The 25,060-nt window shown below is 42.6% G+C and carries 23 protein-coding genes, 1 pseudogene and 1 riboswitch; of the genes and pseudogenes, 4 read left to right on the top strand and 20 right to left on the bottom strand.

Features of this window, described 5'->3' with window-relative positions; genetic code table 11:
- Positions 1-25: 25 nt before the first annotated feature.
- The 9 genes from ACZ449_RS25695 to ACZ449_RS25655 all read right to left on the bottom strand — a co-directional run bounded on the left by ACZ449_RS25695 (position 26) and on the right by ACZ449_RS25655 (position 9,373).
- A complete protein-coding gene (locus ACZ449_RS25695) occupies positions 26-688 on the bottom strand; it encodes a response regulator transcription factor (RefSeq protein WP_464258873.1) in 663 nt (220 codons plus the stop codon).
- Positions 689-769: 81 nt separating this feature from the next.
- Positions 770-2,440 carry a sensor histidine kinase gene (locus ACZ449_RS25690; protein WP_464258872.1) on the bottom strand — a complete coding sequence of 557 codons (1,671 nt, stop codon included), beginning with the start codon at positions 2,438-2,440 and terminating at the stop codon, positions 770-772.
- Positions 2,441-2,659: 219 nt separating this feature from the next.
- Positions 2,660-3,772 carry a M48 family metallopeptidase gene (locus tag ACZ449_RS25685; protein ID WP_464258871.1) on the bottom strand — a complete coding sequence of 371 codons (1,113 nt, stop codon included), beginning with the start codon at positions 3,770-3,772 and terminating at the stop codon, positions 2,660-2,662.
- 541 nt (positions 3,773-4,313) lie between these two features.
- Entirely contained in the window at positions 4,314-4,577 is a 264-nt protein-coding gene (locus ACZ449_RS25680; RefSeq protein WP_464258870.1) for a hypothetical protein, read from the bottom strand.
- Between the two features lie 203 nt (positions 4,578-4,780).
- Positions 4,781-5,482, bottom strand: coding sequence for an ABC transporter ATP-binding protein (locus tag ACZ449_RS25675; RefSeq protein WP_464258869.1), 702 nt, complete (start codon positions 5,480-5,482; stop codon positions 4,781-4,783).
- Positions 5,469-6,245 carry an ABC transporter ATP-binding protein gene (locus ACZ449_RS25670; RefSeq protein ID WP_464258868.1) on the bottom strand — a complete coding sequence of 259 codons (777 nt, stop codon included), beginning with the start codon at positions 6,243-6,245 and terminating at the stop codon, positions 5,469-5,471. The genes ACZ449_RS25675 and ACZ449_RS25670 overlap by 14 nt, the downstream gene beginning before the upstream one ends.
- A gap of 11 nt (positions 6,246-6,256) precedes the next feature.
- Positions 6,257-7,270: a branched-chain amino acid ABC transporter permease gene (locus tag ACZ449_RS25665; protein WP_464258867.1), complete on the bottom strand. Its 1,014-nt coding sequence runs from the start codon at positions 7,268-7,270 to the stop codon at positions 6,257-6,259.
- Positions 7,271-7,281: 11 nt separating this feature from the next.
- Positions 7,282-8,160 (bottom strand): branched-chain amino acid ABC transporter permease, encoded by an 879-nt coding sequence (locus ACZ449_RS25660; protein WP_464258866.1) that lies wholly within the window; start codon positions 8,158-8,160, stop codon positions 7,282-7,284.
- 70 nt (positions 8,161-8,230) lie between these two features.
- Positions 8,231-9,373 carry an ABC transporter substrate-binding protein gene (locus ACZ449_RS25655; RefSeq protein ID WP_464258865.1) on the bottom strand — a complete coding sequence of 381 codons (1,143 nt, stop codon included), beginning with the start codon at positions 9,371-9,373 and terminating at the stop codon, positions 8,231-8,233.
- A 102-nt stretch (positions 9,374-9,475) separates the two neighbouring features.
- Positions 9,476-9,641, bottom strand: a riboswitch (Lysine riboswitch).
- A gap of 272 nt (positions 9,642-9,913) precedes the next feature.
- On the opposite strand from ACZ449_RS25655, the gene ACZ449_RS25650 reads away from it, so the two are divergent.
- Positions 9,914-10,726: an alpha/beta fold hydrolase gene (locus tag ACZ449_RS25650; RefSeq protein WP_464258864.1), complete on the top strand. Its 813-nt coding sequence runs from the start codon at positions 9,914-9,916 to the stop codon at positions 10,724-10,726.
- Between the two features lie 69 nt (positions 10,727-10,795).
- On the opposite strand, the gene ACZ449_RS25645 is transcribed toward ACZ449_RS25650, so the two are convergent.
- The 4 genes from ACZ449_RS25645 to ACZ449_RS25630 form a co-directional block, all read right to left on the bottom strand.
- Positions 10,796-10,954 carry a hypothetical protein gene (locus ACZ449_RS25645; protein WP_464258863.1) on the bottom strand — a complete coding sequence of 53 codons (159 nt, stop codon included), beginning with the start codon at positions 10,952-10,954 and terminating at the stop codon, positions 10,796-10,798.
- Positions 10,955-11,179: 225 nt separating this feature from the next.
- Entirely contained in the window at positions 11,180-11,674 is a 495-nt protein-coding gene (locus ACZ449_RS25640) for a hypothetical protein (protein ID WP_464258862.1), read from the bottom strand.
- A 272-nt stretch (positions 11,675-11,946) separates the two neighbouring features.
- Positions 11,947-12,840, bottom strand: coding sequence for an alpha/beta hydrolase (locus ACZ449_RS25635; protein WP_464258861.1), 894 nt, complete (start codon positions 12,838-12,840; stop codon positions 11,947-11,949).
- Positions 12,841-12,885: 45 nt separating this feature from the next.
- Positions 12,886-13,848: an L-lactate dehydrogenase gene (locus ACZ449_RS25630; RefSeq protein ID WP_464258860.1), complete on the bottom strand. Its 963-nt coding sequence runs from the start codon at positions 13,846-13,848 to the stop codon at positions 12,886-12,888.
- A 475-nt stretch (positions 13,849-14,323) separates the two neighbouring features.
- Between ACZ449_RS25630 and ACZ449_RS25625 the strand changes: the two genes are divergently transcribed.
- Both ACZ449_RS25625 and cydB read left to right on the top strand, forming a co-directional pair.
- Positions 14,324-15,658, top strand: coding sequence for a cytochrome ubiquinol oxidase subunit I (locus tag ACZ449_RS25625; protein WP_464258859.1), 1,335 nt, complete (start codon positions 14,324-14,326; stop codon positions 15,656-15,658).
- 24 nt (positions 15,659-15,682) lie between these two features.
- A complete protein-coding gene (gene cydB, locus ACZ449_RS25620) occupies positions 15,683-16,894 on the top strand; it encodes a cytochrome d ubiquinol oxidase subunit II (protein ID WP_464258858.1) in 1,212 nt (403 codons plus the stop codon).
- A 744-nt stretch (positions 16,895-17,638) separates the two neighbouring features.
- Here the strand turns inward: cydB and ACZ449_RS25615 are convergent.
- The 6 genes and pseudogenes from ACZ449_RS25615 to ACZ449_RS25590 form a co-directional block, all read right to left on the bottom strand.
- Entirely contained in the window at positions 17,639-18,673 is a 1,035-nt protein-coding gene (locus ACZ449_RS25615; protein WP_464258857.1) for a 2-hydroxyacid dehydrogenase, read from the bottom strand.
- 15 nt (positions 18,674-18,688) lie between these two features.
- Positions 18,689-19,246 (bottom strand): annotated as a pseudogene (locus ACZ449_RS25610) (class II fructose-bisphosphate aldolase); the annotation flags it as partial.
- A 115-nt stretch (positions 19,247-19,361) separates the two neighbouring features.
- Positions 19,362-20,501 (bottom strand): DUF6932 family protein, encoded by a 1,140-nt coding sequence (locus ACZ449_RS25605; protein WP_464258856.1) that lies wholly within the window; start codon positions 20,499-20,501, stop codon positions 19,362-19,364.
- A gap of 679 nt (positions 20,502-21,180) precedes the next feature.
- Entirely contained in the window at positions 21,181-21,846 is a 666-nt protein-coding gene (locus ACZ449_RS25600; RefSeq protein ID WP_464258855.1) for a hypothetical protein, read from the bottom strand.
- 117 nt (positions 21,847-21,963) lie between these two features.
- Complete coding sequence (locus tag ACZ449_RS25595) at positions 21,964-22,311, bottom strand: hypothetical protein (protein WP_464258854.1); 348 nt, start codon at positions 22,309-22,311, stop codon at positions 21,964-21,966.
- 237 nt (positions 22,312-22,548) lie between these two features.
- On the bottom strand, positions 22,549-22,761 hold the full coding sequence (locus ACZ449_RS25590; protein WP_464258853.1) for a hypothetical protein: 213 nt from the start codon (positions 22,759-22,761) through the stop codon (positions 22,549-22,551).
- Positions 22,762-23,196: 435 nt separating this feature from the next.
- Between ACZ449_RS25590 and ACZ449_RS25585 the strand changes: the two genes are divergently transcribed.
- Positions 23,197-24,051, top strand: coding sequence for an AAA family ATPase (locus ACZ449_RS25585; protein WP_464258852.1), 855 nt, complete (start codon positions 23,197-23,199; stop codon positions 24,049-24,051).
- Between the two features lie 231 nt (positions 24,052-24,282).
- On the opposite strand, the gene ACZ449_RS25580 is transcribed toward ACZ449_RS25585, so the two are convergent.
- Complete coding sequence (locus ACZ449_RS25580) at positions 24,283-25,050, bottom strand: amino acid ABC transporter ATP-binding protein (protein ID WP_464258851.1); 768 nt, start codon at positions 25,048-25,050, stop codon at positions 24,283-24,285.
- Positions 25,051-25,060: the final 10 nt, after the last annotated feature.

Genomic DNA, 25,060 nt, shown 5'->3' with positions numbered 1-25,060 from the left:
TATTCTTCGCTATGATGTTCTGCCTCTATTCCGTTTTCCCCCCTGTCAGACCAATTTCGGCGGCGTAGGCAATGGCCTCGCTACGGCTTTTAAGCTGTAGCCGCTCCAGGATTTGTTTGATCTCAGATTTAATCGTCCGTTCGCTAAAACGCAGAGCCTCAGCCACTTGGCGGTAGGTCTGTCCTTTGGCGACAAGGGCTAGAATAGCCGTCTGTCGAGGGGTAAGCGTACCTGATTTCTCATCCGCCGTTAACACTTCTTCGCTTTGCTCGTCACGGCTGGCGAGTTCTTTCAGGACTTTCATGGCAAGGCCGGGTGCCAGGGGAGGCTCGTCTTTTTCCAAAGCGGCGAGCAGTTCAATCAGTTCCTCGGCCTGAAGTTTCTTGAGCAAGTAACCGCAGGCGCCGTTCTTAATGGCGTCAAACAGGTTGTCATCCTCTTCAGAGGCTGTCAGCATGACAATTTTTACCTCAGGCATCTCTGCCTTGATCAGACGGGTGGCGATAATTCCGTCGCACCCGGGCATATAGATGTCCATTAAAATAACATCCGGCCTGAGATTCCGCGCCTTTTCAAGCGCCTCCATCCCATTGCCGGCCATACCGACAACATCGATATCGTTAGCTGCGAAAAGATTTGCCATTCCCTCCCGAAACAAGGTATGGTCGTCGACAAGCAATACTTTCACTAGCCTAACTTCCCTTCTTGGAATAACCGGTGGCAGTTCTCCGTCCGGCTATTGGATATGCTTCTAAACCGTAAAATGCATTTATTCCTCTATTAGCGGAACCTCCACAATAACTTTGGTTCCTTGTCCCGAAACCGAAGTTATTTCCAACGTTCCGCCGATTTTTTCGGCCCGCTCGCGCATCGTGGTAAGGCCATATCCCATTCCGCCGGAACAGGCCTGAGGGTCAAATCCCTTGCCGTTATCGGTAATGATAACCCGCACCACTGCTGCGTCTATCTTCAGTTCAAGGAGAATATAGCTGGCTTCGGCGTGTTTAATACTATTGGCGAAAGTCTCCTGCGCAATCCGCAGCAGTTGCATTGCCGTGTGCGCATCCAGCTTCTGCAGGTCTAAATATTCCGGAATATCCAGCTCGACGTTCAAACCATACTCTTGTTGAATCCGCCCGACATATTCCCTCAACGCCTTTTCCAGTCCTTGTTCGCTCATTTTTGTTGTCTGCACGCCGCGAATGTATTCGCGGACATCGTCGTAAGCCCGTTGGGCAGCTCCGGTCAGACTGCTTAGCCCTGAAACCGTTGCGGCCGTTTGCCCTTTACTGGCGAATTTCATAGCCGCTTGCGACTGGACATTGATGTAGCCTAGCGTCTGGCACAAGTTGTCATGGAGTTCCCTGGCCAAATTCGCCCGTTCCTCCATGGTCGCCACCGATTTTTGCTGTTCAATCATTTGGGCCTGATTGCGCTTTTGTTCGGTAATATCATTTAGCAGTATAATTCGCCCGAGGGATTGTTGGGAGATTTGCAAGGAAATCCGCCGCAATTGATAATGACAAAGCCCTTTGGCAGGATGCTCCCGCACAGCCTCCACCATCTCAGGTGTGCCGGCTGCTTCACCTAAAGCTGGCCAAGCATCCCTGACGGCTTGAAACTTCTTGCCCACAGCCACAGGCAAATCTTCAAACATTCTTTCTGCGGCAGGATTTATATCCACAACATAATCTTCTTCATCAATAATTATCATCCCCTCAATCACATGGCGCGAGGCTATAGCCTGAGCCAACGGCAAGATGTTGTAAAGTTGCCACCGGTAATAGATCCAGGTTACAATGGTGCCATTGATTAAAAAACCCCAGGGCATTACTTCAAGACTCCCACCTGAAACCCTCCACATACCATGGCAAACCCAGCTGGCCAACGCCCCCGCACAATACCACAAAGCCTGCCGCCGGCGCAAGCCGACGCTGGTTACTACCCAACGCACGGCCAAGACCGTAGATATAATGCCTAACAGGTAAGCATATACTGTCACGACCAATTGTCCCGGTCCGTAAACGAGAAAAACGGTCTTGCCTTCCAGCCATGTTTTTTGCCAAACCATCCCATGCCAATTGGATAGTAAGAGCGATGATAAGCCGCAGAGGATTACACCCAAACCATATTTCAATTTAGGAGGAATGCTGTTTTTTTGTCGACTGAGCTGCAAAACAAATATAAACCAGATATTAACCAGCCAAACAGCTGTGACCATCTGAATGGAAATCCAGAACATTTTATCCGGCAATTCCGCACTAATGCTAGCTAAAACCATGGACAATAGCCAGATCATTTTGCCTATCTGCGCCAAAACAATCATCTTAGCACCAGGCATTTTGCGAAACTGCCAGGTATAGACCGCCAGCACTTCCAGAATTGCTATAATCAATACGTAAAACCATTCATTGGCAACGGCATATAACTGAATCACCATGTTGGATATACCTTCCTCGCAAAAAAACTGATAAAATCAGTGCAGGTAGTAGTTGTATACCCGACAACTGTCATTTTTTATTTCAAGAAAAAAGGGGATTCTCCTTTATTGGTATCAGAATTTATTAAGTTTAAATTAAATAAGCTGCCCCCAATAAAGTAATCGAGAGCAGCTACATATAATATAAGGCTTTTTTAGATTTTAGGTATTTTAGTTTTATTATTTTATTTGATTTAGAACTGCTACAAGTTCATCTGCGCTTGGATCACCCGCACAGGGTTGTACTATTGAAAATTCGCCAAGCCGTATTACGCCGTTGTCATTCCTGGCTTGCTCAAGAGATTCACTACTGTGATAAGCTGCAGCCAAATTGCCTGCTACCAAATAGCTGCGTTCAAGGCTGCTCATATTACCAACAGCAGCCGGTTTCATAAATGGTTTGTTATTAATTTTAATTTCACCGGTAGCAGGATTGACAGCAACTTTGTTATTGCTGTATTCGGTCAGCTTCTTAGCGTAATTGTCCCGTCTTTCTTTTTCACCCGGATGAGTGGAAGGGTTTAAAAGATCGTCAAATAGTCCCTTAGATCCACCCTTGCCCATATTGTCGATGACACGTTGCCATACTGCGGCCGGAGCGCCAGGATTGTAGCCGGCTTCAGTTAAATAGCCATAGGCAATATTGTCTGCTTCCCATTCATTAGGCTTGGTTACACCTACAGCCTTGACATTGGTAGCAACTACATCAACTGCCAGTTTACCAACACCATTCATTTGGACTCCGGCAACCTTTTGGACAAATTCTACTGTTAATCTTTTCTTAGCACCGTTGATCGGATGTTTTTTTTGTCCGTGAACTAATTCGTGGGCCACAACAGCTGCAATTTTGTCTTCGTCATTATCAAGAAAGGAAAAAACGCCCGCATTGACGGAAACATTATGCCCCAGGCTGCAATAAGCGTTGAATTCTGTCTTTGGGTTAATAAAATAATTGTATGGCTTATCGGTTATGGAAGGCTCGGTTTTAGCAATCGAACTTGACAATTTTGTCATAATACGATCAAGCTCTTCATTTAGATAAGAGTCATTGTTTACACCGTCTGATTTCTTAAGTTCCGCAAAAAGTTCATTTCGTCCATCATTTTCATAGTAATCAAGCGACTCTTTTACCTTCTCTTGTTGTACTGCGGTGCCAACGATGGCGCCCCCAAGATTACCCAAACTAAAGGCTTCGGTTTTTGTTGGTTGAAGTAGACTTATAGCCAATGAAAGGCAAAGAGTCAAGGCTCCTACTCCCATTACTGACTTACGAAAAAAAGTTTTTAGATTCACTCTGACAACACCTCATTATTATTTTTGGCTCTGCGGCTATCAAATGCACTGATCGCATTAAGCATTCTTAACCTTACTTAAAAACAGCCGCGTTATTATCAGCAATTGTTTTTAAGTCTCAGCCGCCGGATATCGATACCCAACATTTGGCTTATTTATGCCCAATTATATACATCGTGTTATCTCAATAATTTATCATAGGACAATTGTCCTATTTTAAAAAAGTGACCCTGTTTTCGGGATTTCTTACGTCCTACTGTTTTCCTGCGTAAAAATTCAGATTTTGTTACAAGTTGCAGCAATAAAAAAATACCTCGAAGTCTAATCAGTTAAACTGCGAGGTATTTTATAATATCCAGTTTTATAAATGGTTATCAATACAATGCCTTGGCAAAAGCTGCTAACGTTGCCCGCCTCTAAAGGACCGATTTATGAGCCTAAACATTTTATCATCTTCCAAAAGATAGGGAATTAAATCGTTATTCAATTATATCGCGGTTGTCAGCGCAAACGCTGAAATTGAGTTGCAACAGATTTTCAATTAATACTTGTGCGGAGATATCCCAGTTCTTCTCTCTACATTAAGAAAAACGTAAGTACCAATCATATCACAATCGTCATTAAGTTTCGGTTCGGTAGTAGCTTCTACTATTATGTATTCTTTATTGGCAATTGAAATCGTAGAACCCCTAAGTGCTTGAATTTCGTCATGGTCAGGTAAAGATAGCGACATATCCACCTCATTAAGTAGCGTTACTCCAGTTTCATTATCAATAACAATGGTAGAGATAGGCATAAATTCCATATAAGAGCATCTCCTTGTAAATTTTTTGGAGGCTTCGCTCTTATTTTGCGGCTATCAGAATGTCTGTATGCAATCGAAAGATTTCCAGTAAAAAAATCCTCTCATCTGTCGTGACAAAAACCTATTACGACAAATGCCCTACAGTTCTCAATTCTGACTGTAGGGCATAATTATTGATTGATGTAATTATGTAGCGCCTCACTTTATTCCCCTAAATAAGCCTTTTGAACATCATCATTTGTAGCAAGCTCATTTGCCAATCCTTCCAAAACCACCTTACCTGCTTCTAACACATAGCCGCGATTAGCGATAGCAAGGGCGCGTCGCGCGTTTTGCTCAACAAGTAAAATAGTAACCCCTTCACGGTTAATATCAGTAATGGTATGGAAAATCTGACTGACTAATACTGGTGCCAGCCCCATCGAAGGCTCATCAAGCAACAATAGTTTTGGCCGACTCATTAATCCTCTGCCCATGGCCAGCATTTGTTGTTCACCGCCACTTAAAGTACCAGCCAATTGGCTGCGCCGTTCGGCTAACCGTGGAAACAACTGATACATTTTATCCATATCCTGAGAAACAAATTTATCTTTGCGGCTATATGCGCCAAGGACCAGATTGTCAGCCACACTTAGGCGCGGAAAAATCCGGCGCCCTTCAGGTACCAGAGCAATGCCCCTGCCTACAATCGAAGCAGTCGGACAGTTGGCGATATCCTCGCCTTCAAAAATAATGCCTCCTGTCGGACTATGCAAAAGACCCATAATCGTCTTTTGAATTGTTGTCTTACCTGCACCATTTGCGCCAATAATTGTCACAATTTCCCCTTGGTCAACATGAAGTGTTGCATTAACAATGGCATGAATATGACCATAATAGACGTTAATTTCATTAATTTCCAACACACTCATTCACCTCGGTTCCAATATAAGCTTCAATGACTTTGGGATCACAACGGATAACAGCAGGCTCACCTTCAGCAATCTTTTCACCATGGTCAAAAACAACCATACGTTCCGCAATACCCATCACCAGCCGCATCTGATGTTCGATTAAAAGTATAGTCAGACCTCTTTGTTTTAGCGCACGAATCAAAGCCAGCAACTGATCTACTTCTTTGGGATTCATTCCGGCGGCAGGTTCGTCAAGCAACAGCAACGACGGCTCAGAAGCTAACGCCCGAGCTATCTCTAACCGCCTCTGCGCCCCATAAGGCAAATTGGTCGCCAAAACATTACGCATGGATGCAAGTCCCGTAAATTCCAGAATCTCATTTACTATTTGTTCGTTACTTTGTTCTTCCAGCCGGAGTCGCTTAGAATGAAATATTCCATCAAGAGCTCCTGAAGAATTTTTGCTATAGCGGCCGATAATTAGATTATCCCGTACCGAAAGTTCCGGAAAGAGCCGAATGTTTTGAAAAGTACGCGTTAACCCGACTTTTGCCATATCATAGGCTTTCCAGCTTGTAACATCTTGTCCTCTAAAAAAAACCCCCCCTGAAGAAACAGGTAAAATTCCGCTAATGACATTAAAAAATGTGGTTTTACCTGACCCGTTAGGCCCAATAATTGCTACAATTTCCCCCGAATCTATCGAAAAATCAATATTATGAACAGCTTTCAGTCCACCAAAATTTTTACATAGCTTTTCAACCTGCAGCAGCATGGCAGTTCCTCCTAACGGCGAAATACAGTTTCAGCACCTAACAATCCCTGTGGTTTGACACGCATCATGACAACAAGCAGCAGACCAAACAATACTAACCAGGGATCATAACTAAGTCCGAATACATCTTTTACAAACCGTAAAAATTCCGGTGTAATGGTAAGTAGAAAGGCTCCTAAAAATGCTCCGGGAATACTCCGGGCACCACCAATAACAACCATGGTTAACATCATTATAGATTCATTGGAACTAAGCATATCCGGACTGATAAAGCTCATATAATGAGCGAATAAACTGCCGGCAAGTCCTGCAAAAAAGGCTCCGAAGACAAACGCCATTAATTTGTAATAAGCCGGATTAATTCCCATCGAAGCGGCTGCTATCTCATCTTGCCGAATAGCAGCAAAAGCGTGTCCAACCCGGCTATCCTCTAGGCGATACATGATAAAGGCAAGTACTAGCGCCAGAATAAGTGCAGCAACAATGAACGCCTCTTTACCTGTTACACCGATGTCACTAAAGGCTATGCCTAAAGTAGGTGAAATTAAGCCAGGTAATCCGGCCGGCCCCCCTGTGATATCCAGATTGATCGCTATAAACTTAAAAACCTCACCACAACCATAGGTGACAACAACTAAAAAGGGGCCTTTTATTCTAAGCGCAGGAGCACCCAGTGGCAATCCCACCAGTGCAGCTACTAATCCGGATAGTATAAAAGCCACTCCATAGGGCAAATGCAATAAAGATGTTGTGAGGGCAGAAACGTATCCGCCCAGTCCAAAAAAAGCAGCATGACCTAGCGATGTTTGCCCGACATAACCAGTAACAAAGTTTAAACTTAACGTAACAACACTATAAATAAGTGAAATAAACAAAATATGCTTGGCATAAGCACCGAATATATATTCTTCCGTTAAATCAAGTGAATCTATAAAAGTGAATCCAAGCAGAACTGCAATGAGAATAATTGCTGTTGCCGGTTTATGTGCCAAGTTCTGTGCAAATTGTAATGCTGGTTTTGCCATAAACCCACCCCCTAGACCTTATCCTCAAATTTAAATCCCATTAAGCCAGTTGGCTTAATAACCAGTGTAGCAATCATGATAACAAAAGCAATTGCATCCCGATAACCTGATGAAATGAAGGTCGTCGAAATGTTTTCAATAACTCCCAGCAATAAACCAGCAACCATAGCACCGCTGATGCTGCCAACCCCGCCCAGCACAGCTACAGCCCAACCTTTCAATCCAGCCATTGCTCCCATCATTGGATCAATAGCATATAGAACGCCAACAAGTACTCCAGCGGCACCACCCAACATCCCACTAACCCAAAAGGTGATGGTAATCAAACGGTTGACATCAACCCCCATCAGACTAACTGCTTCAAGATCCTGCGATGCCGCCAACATAGCCTTGCCCATCATGGTCCGCGTAATAAACCACTGCAGAAAAGCCATAATAACCAGCGTAACCGCAAAAATCATGATTTGCAGCGTATTGATTGTCAAAACGGTTGAACCAAGTTGCCAAGTCATAACCGATGCCTCAAAGGTAGCTGGGTAGGCTCGTGATTGAGGCTCCCAGATTATAGCGGCTAAATTGCGAATAAAGATCGAAGCCCCGAGCGCCGTAATAAACAAGGCAAGCTTAGGGCCTGTCCGCAGTGGCCGATAAGCTAATCGCTCAATAAGATAGGCCACCAGCCCACCAAAAAACATAGCTACAACTAACGCCACAAAAAAATTAACATGATAAGTCGTTATAACAAGATACCCGGCAAATGCACCAATCATAAAAACCTCGCCATGTGTCCAATTGATAAGACCGACAATACCAAATACCACCGTCCAACCAATCGCAATTAAAGCATAAACACCACCGAGTGCCAGTCCATTTATAATTTGCTGCAGCATCTGATCACCCTCCTCTGACTACAAGTGGGAAGCAGCAGGCTGACCTGTCACTTCCCACCGCAATTCGCAATTATTGATATACAACAAATTGTCCGTCTTTGACAGTAATATATAAATAAGGTCTAACCCAGTCACCTTTATCATCAAATGTCACTGTCCCAGTGATACCTTTATAATCGGTCTGGCTCATGGCCTCACGGACACCTTCTCTGGTGATAGTTCCTTTTTCACCAGCCTTCTCCATCGCCTTGGCAAGAACATACATTTGATCATAGCCTAGAGCAGCAAAGGTGTCTGGTTCTACATTATATTTCTCTTTATACTTTTTAACAAAAGCCTGTACAGCTGGGTCAGGGTTGGTAGAAACAAATGCGCCTAATGATATAGAGCGTTCGGCAGCCTTCCCCGCAATTTCAATAAATTTGGGACTATATAAACCAGGGCCGCTTACAATAGGAACAGTCAGACCCAATTCAGTCGCCTGTTTGACAATCAAGCCACCATCTGTATAAGTACCACAAACTGCGAGTGCATCAATGCCTTTATTTTTTATTTCGGTCAGCAGAGCGGAAAAATCCTTATCTGTTGCCAAATAAGCTTGGTTAGAAACAATTGTAACCTGATATTGGTTAAGCTGTTTTTCAAGAACGGTCATAAGACCTTTGCCAAAATCGTTATTAGGATAGAGGATCGCAACCCGTTTAGCTCCTAATTTTTGCCCCAGTAAATCACCCATTAAAACTCCTACTTTGGCATCCTGCACAGCCATACGAAAAAAATAAGGGCTGATTCCCGAAAGCTTGGGCGTGCTTGAAGACACCACAGAATGAGTCAGTTTTGCCTTGTCGGTTATCGGAACCATGGCAAGAGTATTCGAGCTAAGGCAAGACCCGACTAACGCTACTACATTTTTTTGATCGGCAAATTTTTGCGCTCCTGCGGCAGCCTGTTTGGGATCACCTGCATCATCGTGAAAGACCGCTTCAATCGACTGGCCTTTAACCCCGCCAGCCTTATTGATTTCTTCACGAGCCAATTCGAAACCATTTTTATGGCTTTGACCATATGTCGCATTATCTCCTGACAGAGGATTAACCATCGCAACCGTCAGCGCCGCTTTTTTACCCTGAGTCGCCGACCCGCCACAACCTGCAATAGCAACCATGGAAACTGCAACCATAAATCCACCTAAAACCTTTACCCACGTTTTCATAAATTCCCCCCTAAAAATATAATAAAAATAAAAAAGACACTTGGTGATTTCTCTGCCAGGTGTCTTCAATAACATGAAAAATAATAGTCCATGTCTCGGCCCAGATGAGATAGCTCTCCACCAACGTTGGTGACAGTCCTGCACTTATTCAATGCAGACCCAGTAAAAAAAACCGCCGTTTTTCTTACTTCGGCAACTAACCCTTTCCCTGCCTTCGTTGATGCCTCATCAAACAGGTACTAATGTTGGCTGCGCCTCTATAAACAATCTGATTAAAGGAATATTTTTCTTTATTAGCTCTATTCTAGACTTTCGCAATTAGTTCGTCAAGATTTTTTGTCGAAATGTCGATCTTTTACTGCCACAATTTTCAATGCCAGTTGGCGGAAATGCTGTATAAGTCCTCTAAAAAAATAGCATCTGTTGGATTTATCTATTTCTAAATGAATGATACAGCCCACACTAGGCTATCACACTGTTAGTAGCGAGTGCATAATATAGTATATATTATGTAAATATTCTTTCAAAGGAGGGCTTTTGGTGGGGGTATATATTAAAGTCGAACCAGACGTAAAGATATACGTGGAAGACCTTAATCCTGCGGGCTGTAAAACAATCGTATTTATACACGGTTGGCCGGCAAACCATAAAATGTTTGAGTATCAGTTTGATCAACTGCCTAAGCGGGGATATCGCTGCATAGGAATTGATGCGCGAGGTTTCGGTAATTCCGACAAGCCTTGGGCAGGCTACGACTACGATACGTCGGCAGATGATATTCGCAGTGTAGTCGAAGAACTCGGACTTCATGATTTCACCCTCGGAGGCCATTCTACGGGGGGAGCGGTCGCTGTTCGCTATATGGCCCGTCACAAGGGATACGGGGTATCTAAGCTTGCCCTTTTTGCAGCAGCAGCTCCCAGTCTGATTCAGCGTCCTTATTTTCCACATGGGCTAAAAAAAGAGGATGTAATTAAAATCATCCAGGGAACAAATAATGACCGTCCCGAAATGTTGCGAAATTTTGGCGATACGTTTTTCTTTCAGCATGTATCTCAAGCTTTCTCAAATTGGTTCTTTCAAATGGGACTGCAAGCGGCAGGTTGGTCCACCGCAGCAGTTGCAGCCTCTTGGATAGACGAAGAACTATTTTTGGATCTTGAGGAAATATATGTTCCAACTTTAATTCTTCATGGTATCCATGACAAAGTTTGTTTGTTCCCATTGGCTATTGCCCAAAATGAAAAAATTAGAGACTCCAAACTTGTTCCGTTCAGATACAGCGGTCACGGATTATTCTATGACGAGCACGCTAAATTTAACAAAGAGCTAACTCAATTTATTGAGGAATAAAGTTTTTAGTGATGTACGAGATGTCAAAAAAGAAACATCCCCTTATGTCCCTCAACAATATTCTACTTACTATAAATAATTAAGCAACAATAAAGATAACATCGCTAAAACGATGGCGTTGCATTCGAGCAACGATCTAACAGGCGATACCTGCTCTTGCATTTTTGAGGGTATTTCGCTCATCTCGCCCATACCAAATTTCTTTTCAGCACTCATACTACTATTCATGCAAAACTCCTCCTTAATTTATATCTCGACAATTATTGCTTCTGATATTAGTATAATATATTTTACTATAGATGAAAAATATTTATTAACTATACTTTTTTTGCAATCCTTGGCATTTTTTTCAGTTTAGCATAAAAGAAGAAAGGAAGCAAATGGAACCGTCCCCACGCTTCCATTTAGATGGTTAGGTTGCAGGATATGATGATCAAATTGAAAAGTTCGGTGTCAATTATACTTTACTAGTTTATGAGAAAGAATATATTTGTAAGCAGTGATAATTATAACTCTGTTAAAAACAGCTTCTGGTTCATTTCCGTAATATGCTCCACCTGACATATTGCCACGGGTTTTATATAAGCATTTTGGAGGGGAATTTCCCCAAAGCTCATCATTTTTTAACCAAATTGAGCCGTCTTGGTTCCACTGATTGCTATTTGGATTAAAAGAGCATTTAAAGGTAAACGTTTGTTTTTCAAAGGAAATATTATTATCCAAAGTTTGGATTCTTAATTTATCTAAAGTGCTCTCCTCTGGTATGCAGATTAAGGTATATGTCATTTCAAAAAGTGAATTTTGCTCAGTTTTAGATGTTACTTTTGCTTTTAGTGATTCTGTGCGAAGATACTTAACAAAACCATTTTCTGTAACAGTATATATATCTTCCGCAAAGCAGACATTGGTTAACATAACAAAAATAATTGTAAGTAAGAACTTTTTCATTATAGTACCCTCCTTGATTTATATTATCAAAGCAGCATGTACCGCTAAAAAGATCAATAATAATGAAGATATGTTGTTTGGTATATTAGCAGATATTATTCCTTATATTTTTATATGTAGTTATTCCTAGATTCAGTATTTAATTTTTAGTAGTAAATGGCCAAACACTAAATTTTAAAAAATAAGCCCTCGGCGTATGCCGAGGGCTTAACTTACTGTTACTGCTTAAATGCGTTACTATATATTTCCGGAGGGAATGCTATGAACGACAATTATATCTTAAAAGCATCCCGCAGTTGAGAATAAATCAGTGCCCACGCCTCATCGGCCGCTTCCTTCGGGCCAAAATGGGTAAAAGCATGACAGCACTTAGAGAATCTCCTGAACAGCACTTCCACCCCAGCGTCCGCCAGGCGCTCGGCGTAGCGTTTATCTTCTTCGTGCAGCGGGTCATATTCTGCCGCAATGATAAGTGCCGGCGGAAGCCCTCGAAGGTCTTTCTCTAGAATCGGCGAGACAAATGGATTTTTAGTGTCCTCCTCACTACGGATGTAACAGGCAGTAAAATAATTAACCAATTTGGGTGTCAGTATCGTCTCTTCCGGATGGAAATGTTTGTTGTAAGCATCAGTAGTATGGTCCAATACCGGATAATCCAGCACTTGGTAAACAATAGAGAATTCTTCCCTTTTCCTGGCTAATAAGCAGATTGCCGTGGCTAGATTGGCACCGGCGCTGTGCCCACCCACGGCAATCCGCCGAGGATCAATTCCCAGTTTCTCCGCATAGTCATGTACCCATTTAACGACGGCGTAACTTTCTTCCAGCGCCACCGGAAACTTACACTCCGGCGCAAGAGGGTAGTCGATATTGACGACGACACAGTTTACCGCGTTGACAATCTTTCTACACCATACGTCATCATCTTCAGCACCACCGAGGATAAATCCGCCTCCGTGAAGATTGACAAAAACAGGGTATGGAACCTTGGTTTGCTTTTCCGGCATATAGATAAGAACACGAGTCTTTCCGGCGTTGGTTAACACTGTGCGGTCAATAAAATTACCTACTGGCACTTCTTCTTTCGGCAATTTGGCTTGTTCTGAAGACTGGCCTTTTCTCATCTGCACCGCAATCCTGAGCATTTTTTCTGAGTTTCCAGCCACGATTAGCACCTCTACTTAGTCAGCGAAATCCTTTTGTAAACGAAATTAACGAATATTAATAGAATCCAAAACGGCACGAACTGTTTTAGCACAATGCTTTAAGTTATCAACTTCTTCTTCCGGCAAGTTCAAAGGAAGTCTTTTTTCAACACCATTTTTGCCGATAACGCAAGGAATACTGAGCGATACTTTTTCAGTTATGCCATATTCACCTTCAAGAGTAACAGAAACTGGTCCCACAAATCGCTCATCATACATAACTGCTTTGGCAAGGCGAACAGCGCCCATGGCTATACCCGTGTTAGTCCAGCCTTTGCCGTTTAGTACATCGTAAGCAACTTGCACAACTTGTTTACCTATAGCGCCTTTATCAAGTGGTGTTTCAATACCGAAGTATTGGTCCAATTGGTTTACCGGAATGCCTCCAATATTTACAATACTCCACGCCGGAAAAGCAGAATTTCCATGCTCACCCAGCATAAAAGCTTGAACACTGGTAGGTGCTACATGGTAACGATCTGCAATGATTCGTTTTAGTCGAGATGTTTCAAGTGTTGTACCTGTTCCGAATAATTTCCCTTTAGGGTAACCGAAGTGATTTGCAGCATAATAGGTCGTAATATCAAGAGGATTAGTAATAAAAATGATTACAGCATCTTTAGTGTATTTAACAATTTGGCTCATAACGTCTTTAACAGTTTCCGTGTTACGACCAGCCAAAACAAGACGATCCGAATTTTCTCCAGGCATGATACTGGGTCCTGCACACATAATTATTACTTTGGCATCGGCACAGTCTTCGTAAGTGCCTCTATGTACATTAATGTTCGCATTGTAGTCAAAAGGAGTGGCATGATCAGCGTCTAATGCCTCACCAATGGCTCTTCCTTCTTCAATATCAATCAGAGCAATCTCCGATGCAATTTGATGAGCAATGGCAGTTGTCAAAACTTGAGACCCTACATGCCCTACACCAATAATTACTAGTTTGTTCGTTGTAGCTGTCATATAAATACCCCCACTAATTATTACAGATAGGCTACGTAAAAATTATTTGTAGCCAAATCATTACATTCTACGGCATTTTTCCTTATCGCAGTATAATTTTACTACTATTTCCATCTTATTGTCCAGTAAATCAATTTACAACGACTAAGCGATGTAATACGAAAGCTGACGGAAATAGAAGGCATTACGGATAAGGCAATTAGCCAGGATGACAAGAATATCTAAAAGTGTGAGTTCACATCAGCGGTATCTGTTCTCTCTAACAGAATAGATACCGCTATTACTTTTCTATCTTGCCATCCTTGGCATTTTCCCACTCCACAATCTTTTTCTTTCAGTTTAGCATAAAAGAAGAGCGGAAGCGATAAAACCGTCCCTATGATTCCTCGGTCTCGCCACATGAAAATAGATAATTAATATCACTAAATAGGAGATAATATCATTACCACCATCGTTTATGGTAATGAGGATACGAATGGACAAACTACTGTTAGCACGACTACAATTTGCGACAACACTGATATATCACTTTTGGTTTGTAGCGCTCACTCTGGGGTTGTCCATTTTGCTTGCCTTATTGGAAACCCAGTACGTTCGTACAGGCAATAACAATTATAAATTGATGACAAAGTTTTGGGGCAAACTCTTTGTCATCAATTATTCTGTAGGTATTATTACCGGTCTGGTCCAGGAGTTTGAGTTTGGCATGAACTGGTCAGAATATTCCCGGTTCGTAGGTGATGTATTTGGTCCGTCGCTGGCGCTGGAAACACTGCTTGCATTTTTTGTAGAATCTATAGCCATCGGCATCTGGATTTACGGCTGGGACCAAGTATCTAGGAAAGTTCACCTGTCAGCCATTTGGCTAGTAGCAATTGCCGCCAATATTTCAGCTTTTTGGATTTTAACGGCCAACTCTTTTATGCAGCATCCTATCGGCTATACAGTAGCCAGTGGCCGCTTGCAGCTCGTTGATTTCACGGCCCTACTGACAAACCCCTATGTTTTTTATCAGTATTCGCATACCGTACTGTCCGGAGTATTAACAGCAGGATTTTTACTTATGGCTGTCAGCGCCTTTTATCTGCTGAATAAGCGTAATATTGTCATGTTCCGCTACTCTTTCAAAATGGGCTTAATCTGTGCTGTAATTACCACAATTCTTGTTATCGGCACAGGTCACTTCTATACGCAGTACTTAGGAAGAATTCAGCCCATGAAACTGGCCGCAATGGAAGGCCATTGGGAAACATCGACCTGGGCCCCGTTCATTGTTGTGGCCCTTATCGACAAACAAAATCAACAGAATACTTACGAAATATCCGTACCGGGCCTGTTGTCCATACTGGCTGGTAATCACTTAGATACTGAAGTACAAGGAATGAAAGACTTGCAAGAAAGAAATGCAGCGACCTATGGCGACAGCGATTATATACCGCCCATCACGCTGTTATTTTGGAGTTTTCGACTTATGTTTTTTATCGGCTCTTACCTTATGCTGTTACTAATAGTAGTATTCTGGCATTGGCATAAACAACAACTCGAATCAAATCCGTTCTTACTAAAATCTATCATGTGGAGTATGCCGTTAATTTATATAGCCCATACTGCTGGCTGGATTATTACTGATGTAGGACGCCAACCTTGGCTCGTATATACGCTACTGCGAACCGAGCAGGGTGTATCAAAAGTTGTACCTGCCATAAATATCTGGGTATCTCTGCCCGGTTATACGATTATTTATGGGCTGATAATGATAGCCGCACTTTACTTTGTCCGCAAAACAATTGCCACCGGGCCCGAATCATGAAAATATGCATATTATAGGTGCTGTATGGATCTAAATACTTTATGTTTCCTTTTGTTCGGTGTCATATTTATCGGATTTCTCGTATTGGAAGGTCTTGATTATGGTGTTGGTATGCTTCTCCCCTTTGTTGCCAAAACAGATATTGAACGGCAGGCGTTAGTCAAAGCCATTGCCCCCGTATGGGAAAGCAATCAGGTATGGCTGATTGTAGCCGGCGGCGTATTATTTGCCGGGTTTCCGGAAGTATACGCCACGCTGTTTAGCGGGTTATATATCGCGCTGTTTTTAATCCTTACTGCACTGCTCCTCAGGGGAATGGCAATTGAACTCCATAACAAAGACGACAATCCTACGTGGCGCAGTTTTTGTTATTGGTCAATCTTCTTTGGCAGCCTGACTCCCGCTCTGTTATGGGGGATCGCCGTGGCCAAACTGCTCCAAGGATTGCCAATTGATGGTGACAAGCAATACAGCGGCAGCTTTTTTGATTTGCTTAGCCTATATTCGTTAGTAAGCGGTTTAGCTTTTGTTTTACTGTTTTTGTTTCATGGAGCAATATATTTGTCTTTGCGATTAGAACCCAGCCTAGCGATTGGCATCAAGCTAGTCGGTCTTACCGCCTTCAAATATACCTTACTGGCAGCTCTATCCCTCGCTGTCCTGACAGTCACTTCGACAACGGCGGGTAATATACTTCTAGTCTTTGTATTATCTTTTGCCACGCTTATAGCCTTGTTTATCAGCAGCCACTATCTAAGCAGGAAGCAATTTAGCCGCAGCCTGGCTGGCAGCAGCGTGGCGATTATCACTCTGGCAGCAACTATCTTCACCGGCTTATACCCACGGATCATAGTATCAAGCCTTGATCCTAATTGGAGTTTAGATATTTATAATTCTTCCTCTAATCCTTTGACATTAAAAATTATGACTACGGCAATGCTTGTAATCTTGCCTATTGTTATTGCTTTTGAGATGTGGAAGTTTCATATCTTCCGGCACAAAATCACGTTGCAGAAAATTGAACTCGCCCCTTATGTGCCGGGGCTGCGCCAAATGAATAAGAGTCTTAAGCAATGTATCACATATGCAAATTGTCTTGCTGATGCTATGGATAAAATAAAGAAAGCTCTCCAAAGCGCAGACGGCGCAATCATAAAGAAACTAAAACCTGAACATCGGACACTGTTATTTGGCAAGCGTCGTTTACACTGGAGGCAAAACCGTACTAGGGAATAGTGCTGGTTCTAGTGCAAAAAATAAAGCCGTGATATAATCATTGCCAATTGGGTGGCCTCTCTCCCGACGGGCGCGCCGAAAACGCAGCATGGGGTATGGCTTTCAAAGAGTTTAGAGGTATAGTCAATTAGAAATAACTCAAAAGAATAGTATAACTCAAGCCAGACCCCGATCCCCCTGTTGGTTTTGAACCCTATAATTGCTCCCGTAAGAGAAAGTAAGGCACCATTTGCAGTCAAGAAAAATGCGGAGTGTCACGAAGACGGACGGACAGGGGACGGTGGTAGCATCTTAATCCCAAGACAGTTCCTCCGTCCCTTTGTCTTGCGCTTTCTATTACAAAAGTCCGCTTTCAAAATATAAAGCGGACTTTTCCACAAGCTTTAAAAGCGGAATGCTTATATCATATCGAAGTGCCATCCCTAGAGAAGCAGTGGGACGTTCATTTTGCTTTCCATCATTAACAGAGTTCTATTGCCTAGGTATCACGTGGACAGGGTGCTGACATCCGCATTTCATTGTCACCACCCTCATCCCCATGACATCTTTCATCTTAATCGCTGAGTCAAGACTCCCGCCTCTACAGGCGGCGTCAGTTCAGGTGGAGTAGACTCTCCACCTGAACCCCCGATGTTTCAGCTCTGCTGAAACGAGTTCACTCAGTCGATCAACAAGAAGCAAAATATACGTGCCTTCGCTTCTTCATCACATAGGATCGCCCTGGGAAACTATATACAGCGTTAATTATTTAAATGTAACCCCATTTACAACCGGCAGCGCCCCTTCCCCCTTAAGCGCCTGCAACAGCCTGCTGCAAAACAGCTTCGGGCTGTTGGTAAAAGCATCGGCTGTGGAACCGGCTAAATGCGGGGTAATCGTCAGGTTATCCAGCGTCAGCAGTTCCTCCTGCTCTGGGATCGGCTCGGTATCAAACACATCCAGAGCGGCACCGCGAATACGCTTTTGCTGCAGCGCCTGAACCAGCGCCTCCTGATCAACCAGGCCGGAGCGGGCCGTATTAATGAGCACCGCCTCCGGCTTCATCAGCGCAATTTCCCTGGCAGAAATCAAGTGATCGGTATCGGCCGTATAGCGGGCATGAACCGACACAATATCCGCCGCTCTCAGTACCTCATCCAAGCGTAAGAGTTCAATCCCGTCAGCCGTTTGTACATAAGGGTCATAGGCGACAATCCGGCAACCAAAAGCCGTTAAATAGCCGGCGACCAAATGACCAATATGCCCAAGTCCGACCAGACCCACCGTCTTGCCAAACAGCTCAGGAATGGCGCCGCTATTGGGGAACTGCTTTAGCCACACACCCGCTTTTAGCGCGGCATGCGATCTGGCGATGTTGCGGACCTCAGCCAGGATTAATCCCACCGTAAATTCAGCCACCGCCCGCGCATTCCGCCCTGGCGTATTTGCCACCGCAATGCCGTGGGCGGTGGCAAAGGCAACATCGACGTTTTCGACACCCCCGCGCAATACCCCGATCAATTTTAGACTCTCAGCCTGTTCCAAAACCGACTGGGGCAACGGCGTAAATTGCACAATAACAAGCTCATACTCTTCAATATCCTGAAAAAGCGCTTCCGGCAACCGGACAGCCGCCGGTCCATGCAGTTCAATCTGCAAGTTATCCTGCTGCAACGCTTCCAGATTGGCATGCTGCCACTCCCGTACCGTCACCGTAAAACCGGCTTGCCGTAACGACTCAACTCCCGCCGCCATGAGCGGCTCCGGGATAAAGGCATCCCCAATGGCTAAAACCTTCATGCAGTAGCTCCTCCTTCACACCCTGTTTGCCGATTGGCACAGGTTGATTTTTCCAATGACTTCCTGTTTGAGGAATGCCTTGACCGGTTCAAATAATTGGTCTGGCAACGGGTCAACCCGTGGTTGCTGCCTGGCCGCTTTTTTCACCCCGCAAGACATCGCAATTCTCAGATCGGCGTAGATATTTAATTTGGTAATACCCTGGTGAATGGCTTCTTTCACCTGATCTTCCGGTGTCCCTGAGCCACCATGCAACACCAGCGGCACAGTACTGATAGCATTGATCTCGCTCAGCCGGGCAATATTCAGTTCAGGGGTACTTACATAAACGCCATGCGCCGTCCCAATAGATATCGCCAAGGCGTCAACCCCGGTTTCCGCTACAAACTGCGCGACCTCTTCGGCCTTGGTCAGCAGCATTTCCCCGGCACTGCTTCCATCCAGTTCATTGCCGGCCACATGGCCCAGCTCGGCCTCAGTTGCCACCCCATAAGCCTTAGCCAAGGCCACCACCTTTTTGGTATTGGCCACATTCTGCGCAAACGGCAGCATCGAGCCATCATACATGACTGAGGTAAAGCCACTAGACGTGTCAGGGGGACGGGGTTAATGACAATCGATACAATGCCAGATGTCAATAACCCCGTCCCCCTGACATGCCCCCCTGACATGCCTGTTGACACGCTTATTATTCACATCGCATGAATGTTCCGAGATTTAGCAGATCAATTATTCTTTTTTCGAAAACATCAGTCCTCAACATGCTGCTATGATCATATATGCCTATCACTTCAGAACCCAATTTCTCATGGGTTTGCCGAAACCCTTGCGTACCTGCGCATCCGTATAGTGAATCACCTCTAATCAAGTTAATTTTATCAATATGAGGAACGTATGGATCATTCGGCGAAACAATATTGAAAACAGACTTTACACTATCGTTGTTAAAAGCGGTAACCCAATCATAATCTGGCGTCAAGATTGAACCTGCTAATACTATTTGTCCGAACTTCACAGGAGGTCTATAATTAAAACCCGCAATATATTTGCCCAGTATAAACGTTCCAAAGCTATGTGCAATAACTGTAGGCCTCATATTGTAACGATTAGACATCACATTAATCCATTCCCGAAAACGATCCAATATCCCGTTCATCTCGGATTCCTTTAGTAACGGTGCTGTAACATGTCCATAATAAAACGGGCAAAAAATCCAATTATTTGCGCTAGCGACTGGCGCTAAATCGAAGTTCCATTCACCATGTGATCTTATTCCATGGATAGTTACAAGCAATCCTCTTTTTTCACTTCCAACTATAAAGTGGCGATTAATATAAGATTCCCGCTCCTCCATAAGCTCTTCAAAAGTGCACTCGCCAAAGAACATTTGCCAACTAGATTCAAAATTACCATCTAAAGTAATTTCAACTAAACCAACATCTAAATCTAGCCGATCTTTCGCCATTAAATTCATCAACCTAAAAACCTTTTGGCTATTTGTCTCGGATACGTAAATTATATCAAGCCTACAGTCCGAGATCGTTAGAATTTCATTTCTTGTTGGCATGCATTTATCATTTGGAACAACGACAATACAGTCTAAATCCCTCGGATCTTCTTCATCAGTAACAAATGATCCTCCGACAATAATACTACTAGCTCCACGTTCAACAGAATGTCCAAACAATTGTTCCAATACTTCTACGTAGTGAATTCTCACTTTTGAATTACTATTATCCATACAGAATTTTTGAACAAACTCTTGAGTAGTACACACGTGAAGACCCTCGGGTAATACACCACGTTTTGTAAATTCTGGAATACCCATTTCCTATTTCACCTCATATTTTCATATAGGCTAGATTAAGACACATATTCAAATAAACTCTTCATTAACCTGAGTGTCACGGGGACGGGGTTGTCGACACCATATTCAGAACAAATTACGTGACCGACGATCGTGTCTTACCCAAAATCGCTTTTATAATTAAGTACTTTACCAACGGTTTTGGAGGGTTCCATCAAGTCCAAATACACAACACTATTCCCTACTTTGAAATATTTGCTATACAAACCTAAACTCCTGCCAATTTAATACAAATTTACATCTCATCCCCATGACATCTTTCATTTCTTCCGCCGGAACAACAAAAATTCTTTCAAAACTTTTTCGAGTCTTTGGGCAATATCCGTTGTATCTTTCCCGCTTTATCCAGTCGCTCAATGAGAATCAAAACATACGTCCTTTTGCTTCTTCTGTCTTGCGCTCGCTTCAGTCCTTTCTAAATACTTTGTATAGTCTTCCTCTTCGTGAAATATATCCTGCCTGTTGATTCCCCTTTATACGTGTCAAGGGGACGGGGTTAATGACAATCGATACAATACCAGATGTCAATAACCCCGTCCCCCTGACATGTATCAAAAAACCACTTCAGTAAGAACAAAAAATATGCAGATTAAGGTAAATAGCTTGAGATTACGCAATTTGTGAAAATTTCAATTTTCAACTACAGAGATTCACTACTCCACTCTGCCGGATCTCTAGAATTAAATCCTTTAATCGTTTTAGCATCCCCTTTAAGCTGAAAGTAATCTGAAGCGTAAATATTAAACATACAAAGATCAATTGGTGTTACTTCTGACGCATTGAGATTTGGAATGCACTCACTTTCTTCCAACGCCGCCGCAATAAGTTCTGAACAAAAAAATTTTGTAAGATCTTCTTTATTGGTTGTCAAGCGATGCAAAAAAGGTAAATTATCGAGTGTGTCGATTCCAGCCTTAAGAGCCTGTGGCAAATCATATGGTTTATGTTCTTGGTGGAGAAGGAAATTATAAAATTTCGTAAGATCCATTTTTGTACGAATATCATCTCGAAGCGGTAACCACCAAATTTCACCTTCGTAATTAACAAATCGATCGCTTAAACGGCTAATAGCGACTCCCGAAAAACCGTTTAAGGATGTGGACTCAATAATTTGATTAAAATATCCTGCCTGAGGGTCATTATTGATGAGCAATTTTGATTGAAAAATGGTACCTACATGAGAGACACCAGATCGAGTAGCCCATTTTATTATGTCAGATACATCACCCTTCCCTGAAAATGCGATAATATCACCAGGTTTCATTAAATTCCGAACAGTTTCGTAGCTGACATCTTTTCGCCCCATTACACCTACTCCTTTTACCATTTTAATCTCTATTCCACAACTTTTATTAGTGGCATAAATAGGTATAAAAAAAGGTGTGCGACTTTTACTGAAATATTACACTAAAACTTCAAATGGTTAGGCTAAACTATGGTATGTCCATATAAGCAATCCTATTTCTAAACTATTGCGGTACTTCACATATTTGCTTTTTGTACTTGCAATTTCAGCAGCTTTTGAAATAATCGTAGCCATTGCTTCGGCTTTTGTTGTAGGAATCGTCATACCTAAAATTGTAATTGATTTTTCTTCAGGATGTTGCAGAGTGGAATCCATCTTCTTTATTAGTTCATCAAAAACATCTTCTTCAATATATGTTCCAGACTTAAGTACTTCATCACTATTTTCTTTCACATAATCGCCTATAACAATAACAATTCTTGAAAGGTCAATGTTTTCAATACCCAACGTTTGCAGATTAACCAAAACTATCCCCCTCCTTTTTTTGTAATATTTCTATAAATTTCAATTAATTCCTTCTATTTCCAATTATTTTTTAAGTTAAAATCAAAATATATTTTCACTGTCCCGAAGGAGAAGTACTGGAACGTGCGAAAACACTGGAATGTCAGGGGGACATAAACCTTTGGAATAGAACGCGAACCCCCTTATCGCCACAACCCCAGTGGAAAAGCAGCAGATTCATTCCTCTTACACGTATATTCAACTTTTGCCTGATAAACTTTGGGCGCTTGTGTTCATCTGGTATTCGATCAATTCTTTATACTTTTGTCCAATATCGGAAGCAGGATTAACGAATACCTGCGAGGGCTTCCCTTCTTCCACAATACTGCCCTTTTCCATAAGCACAATTCGGTCAGCTACCCGCAGTGCAAAAAGCACCGGGACGGTTCCGACGCTTCCGCACAAAAACACACAACGTTACCACCAGTAGAAGCAAGAGAACCGTCCCTCTTGTTTCTACGATTGCAGATGCAATCCTTGACCGCATCGTCCATGACTCATACGAAATCCTCATCGACGGTGATGATTCGATGCGCAAGAGAAAGGGTATTCAAAAGTAGCTCCTGCCACCGAAATCCGAGAGCCATCATTGTTTTTGCTCTGGTGGCTCTCCCCTTAACACAATGGCTCTATTTCATTAACATCGTGGCTCTATAAGATTAACTTCGCGGCTCCGCCACACTGAAATATTCAGCTTGATCCCAACTAAATGCTTGTGATATCAAAATTACAATGCTATGCTTTTGACAGGATGAACAAGACTTGTCAGTTTGACTGAAATACACAGATGTGATGTATACCGCCAAAATAAAACGTAACGTTTGTCATATAGTAGGAGGATATTTCATGACTTACTTAACTTACTTTATATTTCCCAGTGAAGACAGGGAAATTGACTTTATCTGGAGAATTGCAAGAACATGCTATGACTCGTTTTATCCATTTAAAGTATTATCAGCGCGCGGTCTTGAAAGAATTGATTTTGAACCCGTTACTATTTTATATGGAGGAAATGGTTCGGGCAAATCAACAGCGCTAAATATAATAGCAGAAAAAACAAAAGTCAATCGTGATTCAATCTATAATAAATCAAATTTCTATCCCGACTATATAAATATGTGTGAAAAACACATTTTAGACAACATCCCTGAAAACAGCAGAATTATAACTAGTGATGATGTATTTGATTATATGTTGAATATCCGAAACTTAAACGAAGGAATTGACCCAAAAAGGGAAGATACTTTTAAAGAATATTTGGATGCGAAATATTCCCATTTTCAATTAAAGTCACTAACCGATTACGATAAACTAAAAAAAGTAAATAAATCTCGAAGTAGAACACAGTCACAGTTTGTGAGAAGTGAATTAATAGATAATGTAAGAGAGTATTCAAACGGAGAAAGCGCATTCAGATATTTTACTGAAAAAATCGGTGAAAATGGATTATATATATTAGATGAGCCTGAAAACAGTCTTTCTCCAAAACGTCAGATAGAATTAATGAGTTTTATTGAGGACTCTGTACGCTTTTTCGGATGCCAGTTTATCATATCAACTCATTCACCATTTTTACTTGCTATGCGAGGAGCAAAAATATATGATCTTGATCAAAACCCTGTAGCTATAAAACGATGGACAGAATTGGAGAATGTACGTATATATCATGAGTTTTTTAAATTACATGAAAATGAATTTTAATGGCATTATGTGTTTTATGCGATGCTGTCATTGATCCAACAGGACGCTTTGTTATCGGCGGTTAGGTCTAGGCCCTAAGCCCCTTATTGGGGCTAGGGCCGAAGCAAGGACACCATGCAAAAGGCGATTACGCATTCTGCCTTCGCGAAATAAGCTGGACTAATGGATTATTAGCTATTACGTGTAAGAGGCTGGCCAGGAGCAATCCCGGCCAGCCTCTTACACGTATATTTAACTTTTGCCCGATAAACTCTGGGCGCTTGTGTTCATCTGGTATTCGATCAATTCTTTATACTTTTGTCCAATATCGGAAACAGGGTTAACGAATACCTGCGAGGGCTTCCCTTCTTCCACAATACTGCCCTTTTCCATAAGCACAATTCGGTCAGCTACCCGCAGTGCAAAAGGTAGCTCATGAGTGACAACAATCATGGTATTGGCACGATAACGGGCCAATTCTTCCATTACAACTAACACTTCCCGTACTAAGATGGGATCCAGCGATGCCGTCGGTTCATCCCAAAGCATGAGTTCAGGTTCATAAGCCAAGGCTCTGGCGATACCTACCCGCTGCTGCTGACCACCCGATAACTGAGCCGGAACATGGTGCAGATGGCTTTCCAAGCCAACCTTAGCCAGGGCGTCGGTAGCTTTTCTCTGAGCCGTTTCCCGGTCTATTCCGCTCATTACTAATCCTAGCATGACGTTTTCCAGCGCATTTAAGCGGCTAATCAGGTTAAAATGTTGAAAGACAAAGCCTATACGTTTACGAACTTCCCGTAATTCATCTGGTTCCATGGCCAAAATGTTAGAATTATTAAGTAAAACTGAGCCGCTATTGGGTTCTACCAAGCGGTTTATTGTGCGAATGGTTGTCGATTTACCACAGCCGGACGGTCCCATAAGCACTACTGTTTCTCCGGTTTTGACAGTAAGATTAAAATTATTAATCGCGATTATACTGCCAAATTGCTTGTATAGATTTTCAATGACAAGCATAGCTTCTCCA

This window comes from Desulfosporomusa polytropa (genome assembly GCF_055380075.1).
The sequence above is the reverse complement of the archived record's forward strand: the minus strand, read 5'-3'. Positions and strand labels throughout refer to the sequence as shown.